This is a genomic window from Candidatus Hartigia pinicola (genome assembly GCA_020541205.1).
Taxonomy (GTDB): Bacteria; Pseudomonadota; Gammaproteobacteria; order Enterobacterales; family Enterobacteriaceae; genus Hartigia; species Hartigia pinicola.
In genome coordinates this window covers 1,441,299-1,453,887 of the sequence record CP048208.1, presented here as the reverse complement: position 1 = coordinate 1,453,887, position 12,589 = coordinate 1,441,299, and the positions used below count along the sequence as shown (strand labels likewise).

Here is a 12,589-nt window from a genome sequence, read left to right as displayed (position 1 = left end):
AATATACAGTAGTTACAATATCAGTATAATGCTCATTTGATATATACGAATAGTAGAAGAACTATTAGTTACTTAGTTATAAATAAAAAGTCAATAATCTTTTGTTTTTCAGAAGAGATTATATTCTCATTAATGTGCAGTAATATGTTTGATGAATATTGCATGTTTGATATATTGTTAAAATGCAAGTGTAAGAAAAATAAAAGAAAAATTTTCTTATGATGAAAAAAGGAATTTTACTGCTAAGAAACTTAAAAACTTTCAAAGTTTATTTTTCTACTACGTATCTTATCAATGTTTAAATTAAGAAAAACACACATTACTCATTGTTTTTATAATATAATATCATTCAATATCGCTGAGCTAATTTTTAAAACATGTACTACAGATAATTAATGGCGTATTAACTGTTACTGTTGTTAACAGGTAAACGATGTTCAAATGAAATTTCTCTTGACCGTTTTAGTTGTTGTTTGAACTATTCTTGATACGTATGACTGCGTTAACAAAGTGGTACATAGTCGGCCTATGAAATTATTAAGAAATTAGTGGTATGTTAAAGCATTTTCAGGTAAAAATATAATTAAATAACTTTTTATGATTATGTCAGTTTTTTAGGTAAGTGTATTAAACATTTTAAAATTATTATGATGTAAGTTGTTGTGTTAGGAGCTATATTGAACTAAGTATAAACTAAAAAGAGTATTAGAGGATAAAATAATTAACAGCCTTGAATGAATATTTTTAAGAATAGATTGTGTATTAATTTAAGCTAATATCATAGATTTTAAATTGTCACAGATAATAATTAAAATGTTAATCTTAGATTTTAATACCATTCAGTCGAGTTTAATAAAAATAATTTATTGTAACATGTATTGGAAATATGAAAAACTATTATTTAAGTAAAAACGTCGCTGTATTGAAATTAGAATAACATGCGCAGATGATAAAAAAGAATCAGGTAATTTATATAGTATTAAAGGGTAATGACTACAGTTATTAAGAGCGAGTATTTTGTGTTAGAATATTAAAATTAAGTGATTAGACTGTGTTTAAGTTATAATAAGAAACTTATTATAGTAGTAAATTTTAAGTGACAAATGTATTATAATGTAGTTAAACAATATAAAATATTTTTAGAGTAAAGCAAAATTCTTTGATAACTAATATGCATTCGAAGTAAAAAATTAATAAAATCTCTATAACTTATGAGTATATCAATTTCTACTATTAACATAATTTTGTTACAGCGTACTAAAAAAAAGAATTTTTGTTATCACGTAGTAGAATATGAAACTATCTTGATAAATTTATATTTATAGATAATTCGTAACGTAAAACGAAATTCAGCGCTAATTAATAAAAACAATCTTTATAATTAGAAATTATTATCATGTAATTATTTAGTGTTTATTTAAGTTTATTTAAAGCAAAAATATTGTATTAGTAGTGATTTATTGTTTTCCATTATAGCTAAATTAAGATAATCTTCATATGAAGAAATCAATCTGACTACACTGTGTTATTGTAGTTAACGTTATTTACAAATAAAAGGTAACCATCATGGATCGTTTTGATCAACGTAATGATTCTCTTGTCCGAAATTCCTCCAGTGTACAGATATTTATGTCTCAGGTTTATGGCTGGATGACAGCTGGTCTTTTATTGACTGCATGTGTAGCGTGGTATACGCTAAATTTGTTGTTGAGTGGTAAAATATTTCTTTCCCAAAGTATCAGTATTGGATTGCTGGTTGCGCAAATTAGTGTAGTACTTGGTTTATCATTTTTACTACCTAAGATTAGCGGAGCAGTCGCAACGGGCATGTTTATGTTCTACTCAATGCTGACGGGTGTAACATTCTCTATGATTCTTGCGATGTATACGCAAGAATCAGTGGTTGGTACTTTTATTATTACGGCAGTTATGTTTAGTGCACTTAGTTTTTATGGATATACTACTAAGCGTAGTTTAAACAATATAAGTAGCTTCTTGTTTATGGGGCTAATTGGTTTAATTATTACATCTCTAGTAAATATTTGGATGCAAAGCTCTGCTATGTATTGGATTATTACTTGTTCAGGAGTACTAATTTTTTCTGGTTTAACGGCTTACGATACTCAAAAATTAATAAAAATGGGCGCACAAATTAATATCGCAGATAAAGATAATATGCGTAAATTTTCTATTTTAGGTGCATTAAATTTATATCTTGATTTTATTAATGTGTTTCTGATGCTTATTCGTATTTTTAGCAATCGTCGTTAATTTTTTAAAAATAATTCATGCATAGGTTGTTTTTAAATTTTATAACAGGATAGTATATTTGGTAAAGAAGTAAGTATGGTATAAAATACGTGTTAATTTTATTATTCATAATACTCAAAAAGTTTTGTATAGGTGAAGATGATTATGTCTTTAATGAATCATACGTAAAGAAATTAGTGATGATTTTTCTTATTATAACTAATAAAATATATTAGCTTATGCTACCTTATTCCAAACTATGCATCGTGAAAAATATTTTTTTATGATCTTGTGTAGTAATGAATCAATCTCAATCAATGAATAGTTTAGCTACGTGAGCATATTTTCGATGGTAGAGAAAGAATCTAAAATAATATTAACAGTATTTTAAATATTTGAATACATTAAATAAAAAGTTATTTTTGAATTGTTATATAACTAAGATTGTAAGTTTAAAGCTGTTTGGTGACAAGCTAAACAAAGATTATTATATAGAATAAAAGTAGAAAATCTGAGAAAATAGTTTTTATTATTACTAAAAGCATTTCTTTAATGGTTCTAATAATTACCTAAAAGCATGTCTTTAATTAAAAAATAATTAAACTTTGATCGAAAAAGACAAAAAAGTTAATCAATAATATTGTGCTTACTTTCAGAAGTGATATAAAGAGCGCAATCCTTATCATTATAATCACAATGATAATTAGCACAAGCAATGAAGACAAAATACACTGTTTATAGTCTCAGTTTGAATTGTGCTAATTACATATAATTTATATTAATGTGTTATTGCTGGTTGATCATTCTTTTGTTATAAATTTTCTCAAGATGATCTGATCATGTATATCATTTATTTACTACTAATTTGTACTTTGTTAAATTTACTTTTTATAAGAGATATTATAATATATAATCTATATAAAGTTTTGATATGAATACTAAAAATTTTCATAAAATGTAAAATTAATAAATATTATTAATTATTTAAAGATTTAAAATATTCATATTTGTTTTTATTGGAATACTTTTAAAAACACTTCAGATATTGACAGATTTTCTACCTACTCTATAAAATATTACTACTATCTTGATTTTAAGTATCAGAAATCATTGTATTAGTTAGCTTCAATAGCATATTTAAATTTTTTAAAATTTATTATTTTTATTTATATTCATTAAACTTAATAAAAAATTACACTTAATAGGTTTTAATCTTAAAAGATTGAAGCAGTTAAAATTCTTTCATTCCTGTTCAATTAATGTGTATAAGGTATTTTATAAACTGTTATGTATTTTTCTTAATTGTTTCTAATAGAATATATATTCTATTAATTTTTTCAAAATAGTGCTTATATATTATTATCTTAAACGTTAAAAAGAATAATCATTAAAAACAATAAAAACGTTTTATTGTTTTTGTGTTAAAACGCGTATCTACTGAATGAAGTCTTTTTATTATTATTAATCAGGATTAGTGTTAATACATACTGAGATGATGACTCGTAAAATGTTTTAATGTAGGTAAAAAAAGTTTTGCATGAAATGACACACTGAAAATCAAGATTTAAAATTTATTTTTTATAATTGCAGTTAGGATGCAGAATTTTCAAGTATAAAATGCTGCAATTATTTTTTATATAGAATCAACTAGTACATTACGTGTAATCTAGAAGAATTTTAAAATCTGTTAATTCAATATAAGTCTTTAGTATATAAATCTGATATTTATTTTTTGTCTATTTTACAGAGAAAGTGGCGTGAGTTAAAAATACTTTTTATTAATTAGGAAAGGGTTATTTAACCACGTTAAGTCATTCATTAAAAATTAGTGAAGTCTTTTTTCTATTATTAACTGATAGTATATTTGATAGTATATTAAATTTAGAGGTAAATAAATATTTTTCACTAGAAAATATTCTGCATAGAGTATGTTTTTTTATAATCTTCTATATCTTTCGTTAAACTATTATTACGTTGTATTAAAAAGTAATGTTAAGATTTTTCTATCTATTAAAATAAGATATTATCTTACTGATAATATAGTTGTTTAATTTGTTAATAAAACATTTAAAAATATTTAGAATATTAGACTTGTGGTAAGTTATTTATTATATTTTGTTTTTATTGAGTAATACTAAATGCTGATTTGATTTAACTCTTATATTAAATTATGCATAGAACATAAAAATATTTTATGTTAAAAATATATCATGATATGTAATAAAAAACAGTAATAATTACGTATATTTTAAAACAAATCACAATATAGCGTAATAATAGAACTTTACGTTTAACACGTTACTATATTTCATATTTTAGTATTGATAACTAAACGCTGAATGACGAAAATTATTAAAAAGAGTATTTTATTTTTTGAAAATAAGATTGTAATTTTTTTATGATGAAGTGATGATGTAAGTTTATTCTTTGGAGAATATGTAATTTCCTATATATTTTTTTAAAAAAATGAAAATGATCTGAATATATTCATCAGATTGATAACTATTTAATGAAACGTAGCTTGCTATTACTATTTTTTATTAAAACATAAGTCAATAAAATACTGCATAATAATTTGAAGCATGAATTGTCTTGAAATATATTATTATATTTAGTTAGTTAAAGTTTTATAAGATAATAAAATGCTGATAAATGTAGAATAGATTTGATTTATTTTTTTGTTTAATGCATTAATATTTTAATATAATGATTATTTTGTTATTTTAATGAAGTGTATTTTATTACATTTATTTTAAAAGAGGTGTAGATAATAAAATCTATACAAAGTCATAATACATGACATTAAATAAACAAGAAAACACTAATTTAGTAAGACATTAAGATATAATATGACGTTATTGAGCTAAGATTGAAATAATTGACATAATAAAAATACCACGAAAAGCTACGTGGTAGATATCATTATTTTCCTGTTTCATTGAGAATACATAGAGGTATATTTAAAGCATAATTACATTTTTTACAAAAAACTTATGCTAATTACAAAGAATTTATGTTAAAGACTAATGATATAATATAAATTATTTTGATGACTATATAAAAATATTTAATAAAAAAATACATTATACATATCATCTTTAGTTATAAGAAGCTGTGTTTTTAGATATTTTATTGAGTGTATTCTAACTCATGTAGGATAGACTGCGATCTTCTGAAGTGCAGAAATTGATGTTTATCGTGAAGAATCACGTCTCCTAAATCAGAGGTAATATTTTATACTATTTTCAACATTAACATAAAATTTTCTTGTATCATTATAAGACAATACTTTTATAAATATAGATATTCTTGGAAGATCTTAATTTAGATATTATCTTGAGGTTAAATAATTCGAGTGTAAGCGTATTAGTGAGGTTAGAGAGCACTCGTCCGATTCCTGATGACGTACACATCAAAGGCAAAGATACATTGCACCAAATTAAAATTTCCGCTTGAAGAGCATTTTCAACAGTACCTTGATTCTTTGTCGTGGTTTCCTCTAAAACTAAAAATATGAAACATTAAAATGCTTTTTTCGTTGTTAATTTGTATTGACTTTCAGTGGTTAAAATTTAATATTAACGCCTGTCTGTTGTTGTGCGTGGGGTATTGTTTATAATTTTTTGTTTTCATGAATGTTATAAATAGATTCGGGTTGTTTCGTATATAATCAAGATATATCGTTAAGCGCTTGGTAATGTATGGTATAATAGATTTGTTGATTTTATTCTAATATAAGACGTTTCATTAATACGTTCTGCTGTCTTAAGTTTAACTACTCAGAATATTATTCTATGATATTTAAACTGAGTTGTATTGCACCTAGTAGAACATATGAATAGTGATCGTACAGTCTCTACAAGCTGCTTTGTCTGATAAATAGACTCAGATATAGCAGGTTTAGAAACAAGAGATGCTATCGTTTTATTTTCTATGCATAATCTAAAATCATCATCAGATAATTTATTATGGTCATTATGTTTTGATATTTTACGGGCTCATTATATAATAATCTTGATTGTTTTTTCGGATAGTATACAAACTATACAGTAATAAACTTGTTATAGTGATTGTACCTACAAGTAATAATATTAGACGAAAATCTTGTCTCACGCTATCTCTATTTGTTAATTAATAATATCATTAAGGCAGGAATTTTCTTAATGATATTATCCAAATAATTTGAACATCAATATTTTAATGATGTTTCTTATAAAAATATTGTCGCTTGTATTTTGATTTTTTTTTAAGTGAAGATTAACAGATTTACTATCGTTCTTATTTATAAAGTAGACTATCAACATAGTTAACCGAAAAAGAGAACATGCAGAATATGATTAAGTCTTTTTCTTGTAAAAACTGCTCTGGTTTTTTTACGATATTTTAAAAAATTATCCTTGTAACGCGTATAGCTATTAAGCGTTTTTGTTATATGATTTTTTTAGCTCACTGAAATCTTAATTATAAGTATTGTTTGGTTGTCTAGAAAAATAAAAGGTGAAACTGATTAAATTATTAGCTGCATTTTTATTGGTTACAATAGCTGAGTCATTTTATCTGGTTACGCACTGTTATTTCAATTATTGTAATACTTACCTCTTTTTAGTATAGCAGTGAATACTATTGCCACTCTTATCAATAATTGACTATCTGAAACCACTTGAATTTAATTTTATTTTTACTTCTACATCTCTAGATATGATGGCAATGTATCGGATTGTCTCAAAGATGTTAGTTGTATACTGAAACAAAATTTATCAAAATTCAATATTACTTCCTTCACCCCCGTTGTTATATTCATACTGTTTTTGATACTGGAAATTAGTTAATCTATTGTATGTATACTCTAGTTTGTATTTAGTTCTTAGATAATGTCGATACAATATCGTGATTATTTTTTGACAATGATCTTGTAGATTTAAATAAAAATGTATGAGGTATTTTCAGAAAAATATGTAAAATATTTAATTTAGTAGTATTTTACTTGTTCATAATTCTGTTAAACATTAATTTATTTATTATACCAGTTATTATTTGTGATACAACGCTGATGTGAGTTCATTTCTATTGTGCTGATTAAATCCTGAATAAATTTTATCTCTTTCCGTCTATTGATTTCTTATCTTATTGATTCTCTGTCTGATTTTACTGAGAATATTTTTATATAAAATAATTACTTGTAATCTACAGAGTATAAAAATCTTTTTTAAATGTTCTTATATTATATATTTTTATCATGAAACAATCCTACAGTAGCGGCATAACTTTAATAATGTTTTAATTAATTAAACTATATTGTTGAGCAGTTAAAGATGTACATGCCTAAAAAAGATACACATGTATAATGTGTTTTATTCTTTTCTGTATATTTTAAAAATAGTTTATTAATAAGACATATGACGTGTTAAGAATCTAAGATAGATTAAGTGTATATTACTTTTTATAATATAGTTAGTGAAGTGTGAATCAACTGTCTTAAGAATGTAATATGAATTTAGTGATTATAGATGCTATAAAATATAAAGATAGAGTTTATTAACAGTCTTACAATATAAATAAAAAGATTTTTGATATTAAATTATACAATTATGATTGACGTCTAAGATTTAGATAAGGAAAATTTTAGTAACAGTAAATCATCTCATTAGTAAAAAGTGACTGTATATCTTATAGAGTACTCGGAAAAGTTACTTTAATATATTAAAATTGTTATAAATGATTATTATACATGTAAAAGATTTTAGATATTTTTATATATTTAGTTAAATTCTTGTTATATTAAAATTCTATGAACTTTATATATTTAATGTAATTTCTAATTTTAGATTGTTAGACATAGGTTGAGTGTTCTAAAAAATATTATTCAATGTGAAGTAGCTGTAGACATTATTAAAATAGTTGCTTTTGTATTGACTGTGCATTAATGGGGTTGATCTTTTGCATAAAATTACTAAATAATTTATTAGACTGACTCTAGAATATTTTAATTCATTTCTCTAAAATTGGCATCATAGTCTTATCTAAGTAAGAGAAGCTATGCGATCACTGAATGATAGTTATTTCTTTATAATATAACCTAATGTAGGATGTAGCTCTGTATTTATATTTTGTTAATTTTACTTGAATGACTGTAAGTCTTTTATCTTTTAGTATTTTGACTTAATAATAGAGTTTAAACGGTATGTTTAGAAATTTTCGGTTATAGTGGCTATAAAAGTTTCTGGTCAGCTTAGTTTTTAAGGATCAACTTAAGCAGTTTCAATACCTTAAGAATTTTTTGAATTTGTATATACCCTTAATAATCATAGGAATATTTTTACGTTGATTGTATATCAATAATAGCTGTGTACTTTTTATTACAGTAGTCTTGCATTTGTGTTCAATAGTATCATGTATGTGTATAGAGGATTTCAATTACCATTAGCAGAGAGAATGAGGTAGATAATTTTCTTAATTGTTTTATTAAAGATATTTTTAGGATGTGTCATATTGTATGAAAATATAGATGTACTAAAATTAAGTTAATTCACTAAAGGTTGTGTTCATATTTAGTATTTTAATCTTCCTTCTTTTTTTAAGTTGAAAACCATTGCTTTAATACATGATTACATTTGATTAATTTATGATAAGATTATTTTTTAGTTATGTAATATTATAAGAAAAATCTATCATTAGTGATTATTAAAATTATGTCGATAGCGCAATAATAAAATTAGATTGTATCAGTTATAAAATAGTTTGAGTATTAAGTCATATTTTTTACTATGTAAAGCGTTTATGAAATTTTCTCTATTGAATATTGTATCTTAATAATATTCATAAAGTTAAGATATTTAAAATATAATTAGTGTGTTTTGATATGTGTATATTATACAGATTTCCTCGTTTATTGTAATTGAAAAATAAATGTTTATTATTTTAAAATGAGCAGATATTTAGCAGTTTTAGTTGTTTTATCAAAGAGTCTACAAATAATTTAAAGGGTGATTGATAGCGGAAATTTAATGCAATAATGTAATTATGTTAATCTGCAGGATTTGTTCTAAAATAAATAGACAGTGTTGTATCTGATGGTTAATATTGTTTAGTTGTTTTATTAGTATTAGTAAGTATTATTGCTAATTGTGATGTGATGTTTGTTGAAGAAATAATCACTATTCGTTTAATATATTTTATTGTATGAAATATATGTATAATATTAGATTTTATAATACCTTGTAATATTCCTTAGTTACAAATATTATACTCTGCGTAAAGTTTCATAATTATGCATCATATATTCATTTCTGACGATTAAATCTAGCTTGATGCTGATTGAAAGTCTGAGCGGTAAAAAATTACATTGGCGATAATGTTCGTGGTTAATATAATTATTACTTAAAATTCCCGAGTCCTAAAAGTATACTTCAAGAGGGTAACGTGTTACATAAGTACATGTTGTTTAGTGAATGCGATCAGTAAGTTACTCGTTATTAAAATAGAAACTTTTAGAGAGTGCTGTAAAATAGATACATACGGAAAAATCTTCGATTAATTTAATGATTTTGATAAGTGATGAGACAATTTTATAATAACTAGATTTGCAATTATGGAATGTACTAAATATTTTATAATTCATTTAATTTTTACTATTTTAATAATAGGTATTATTATAAATCTTAGTCGTTATTAAACATATTTTTTTAAAAAGTAAAAATAATTTATGTAAATTTGTAGCAAAACTATATCTTAGGTATTTAATCTTTATCTCTAGGGTATTAATTAGAGATTCTTAATTAAAAACGCATAAATATTATGTTGAATATAAAAAAACAAGAAATGTAAGACGTGATAATAATACTTATGAATTAAATAATATTTTTTTCTCTAAATTTGTATAGTAACTTTCAGAAGTATGAAGAATTAATAAATATAATCTCAATGTTGTTGTTTGTAAAAAATTTCTATTTCTCTGTAGAGAGAAATCAGTAACATTTAATTGAAAATAATAAAACCATCAGGGATCCCTTAATTGCGTCTGATGGTTTTATATTTCTATTAAAAAGTAACTAGTATTTCTTAACTCGAATTATAACTGTTTCACTAACAATTGCTATATCAGTCAGTATAATAAGTTCTTTAATTTTATCTATATCAGAAATAACAACAGGGGTTAAAACTGATTTTTTCTAAAAAAAAGGGTAAGTTCAACTCAATAACAAAATTACTTTTTTAACTGATTGAGCTTCTTGAATTATATCTTTAAACTTTGTCATTTAAATTCTATAGTATTAATACCGAAATGAATAAAAGCTCACTATTATTATAGATGTATAGAACATGCATAATGAGTTTTTAAAATTTTACTAATATTTCTATCTATTGGAGCGACGTTTTTATTACCAGAAAAATGAATAGCAATGTTTCTACAAAGCTCTCTCCTTGTGAATAATCTCAGGAATATTTTCAATACTGATAATGTTTCTTGATAAATGTGCAATAATTTTAATAAAATTACTGTTGTTTTTATCATTTAAAACTAGACATTTAAATTTATTTAATAAGTTCATCAATTTTTTCCTAAACCTTGAAAATGTAACCAAACTAATATGTTGTTTTTAGTATCATGTTTTTTCTTGGAGAAAAGTATCAACAAGTTTCATTAATTCATATGAAGTAGATTGAGCAAGCGCTTCTTTAGCTAACGCTTGAGTATCTATAAAATTTGTATTACGAATTAATTTTTTAATACGTGGAATAGAAATTGAGCTCATACTAAATTCGTCTAAACCCATACCAACTAACAATAGAGTTGCACGTTCGTCACTTGCTAATTCACCACACATTCCAGTCCATTTACCTTCTGCATGTGATGCATCAATAACTTGTTTAATAAGCTTCAGGACTGCGGGTGACATTGGATTGTAGAGGTGTGAAATTAGTTCATTTCCTCTGTCAACAGCTAATGTATATTGAGTAAGATCGTTTGTCCCAATACTAAAAAAATCAACTTCTTTTGCTAGATGATTCGCAATTACTGCCGCAGAAGGTGTCTCTATCATAACACCAACTTCTATAGATTGATCGAAGGATTCACCTTCTTTATATAATTGCTCTTTTAGCATTTTGAGTTCTTCTTGTAGTTTACGAACTTCTTCGACGGAAATAATCATCGGGAACATAATACGCAATTTACCAAAACTTGAACTTCTTAAAATAGCTCTTAATTGAGAATGCAGAATTTCTGTGCGATCAAGACAAATACGAATAGCGCGCCACCCTAAGAAGGGATTTTCTTCTTTTGGTAAATTCATATATGGTAAATTTTTATCACCGCCAATATCTATGGTACGTACAATTATAGTTTGGTTATTCATTGCTTTTGCAACAGATTTATAAGCTTCAAATTGCTCTTCTTCAGTAGGTAGAGAATCCCTATCCATAAACAGAAATTCAGTACGGTATAAGCCAATTCCTTCAGCACCATTGCGTTTGGCTCCTAAGATATCACGTACGGTACTAATGTTTGCACACACTTTAACTTGGTGCCCATCAAGTGTAGTAGCCGGTAAATCTTTCAGCTTAGTAAGTGCATTTTTTTCTTTTTGATATTCTTCATCAGATTTTTTTAAGTTGTCTATTTCATTTTTACTAGGATTTAGATAGATATAATTTTTTATCCCATCTAGAATAATGTAATCACCATTTTTAATTTTACTGGTTGCATTAGATGTACCAACAATCGCCGGAAGTTCAAGTGAACGTGCCATAATTGAGGTATGTGATGTACGACCCCCTAAATCTGTAATAAAACCTAAAACTTTATCGAGATTTAATTGTGCAGTTTCAGATGGTGTAAGATCTTCGGCAACTAATATAACTTTTTTATCAATAGCACTTAGATCAATAATTGGAATTTTGAGAATATTTTTTAATAAGCGTTTACCGATATCACGAATGTCGGATGCACGTTCTTTTAAATATTCATCATCTAGTGATTCAAGAGCTTGAGCGTGGTTTTCAATAACGTAATACACTGCAGCATCTGCTGTTTTTTTATCATTTTTGATGAGGGAAATAATTTCTTGTTCAAGCTCTTCATCTTCTAGTAACATAATATGCCCTTCAAAGATTTTAGCTTTTTCTAGGCCAAGATTTTTTTCGGCTGTTTCTTTAATAAGGCTCAGTTGTTTAGTTGCGCTCTGTCGCCCATTGATAAAATGTTGAATTTCTTTTTCTATCTGGTCATCAGTAATTATTTTTTTGCTAACAATAATAGGATCTTCTTTAAAGATTAAAGCTTGACCAAAAGCAAAACCGGGGGATACTAAAATTCCTGTAATCATGTTATTACCTTAAT

2 protein-coding genes are annotated in these 12,589 nt (G+C 25.0%); one reads left to right on the top strand and one right to left on the bottom strand.

The window, feature by feature from the left end; all coding sequences use genetic code 11:
- Positions 1-1,566: 1,566 nt before the first annotated feature.
- Positions 1,567-2,271, top strand: a complete 705-nt coding sequence (locus GFV14_RS02705; RefSeq protein ID WP_457914138.1) for a Bax inhibitor-1/YccA family protein — start codon at positions 1,567-1,569, stop codon at positions 2,269-2,271.
- 8,582 nt (positions 2,272-10,853) lie between these two features.
- On the opposite strand, the gene ptsI is transcribed toward GFV14_RS02705, so the two are convergent.
- Entirely contained in the window at positions 10,854-12,575 is a 1,722-nt protein-coding gene (gene ptsI / locus GFV14_RS02700) for a phosphoenolpyruvate-protein phosphotransferase PtsI (protein WP_457914137.1), read from the bottom strand.
- Positions 12,576-12,589: the final 14 nt, after the last annotated feature.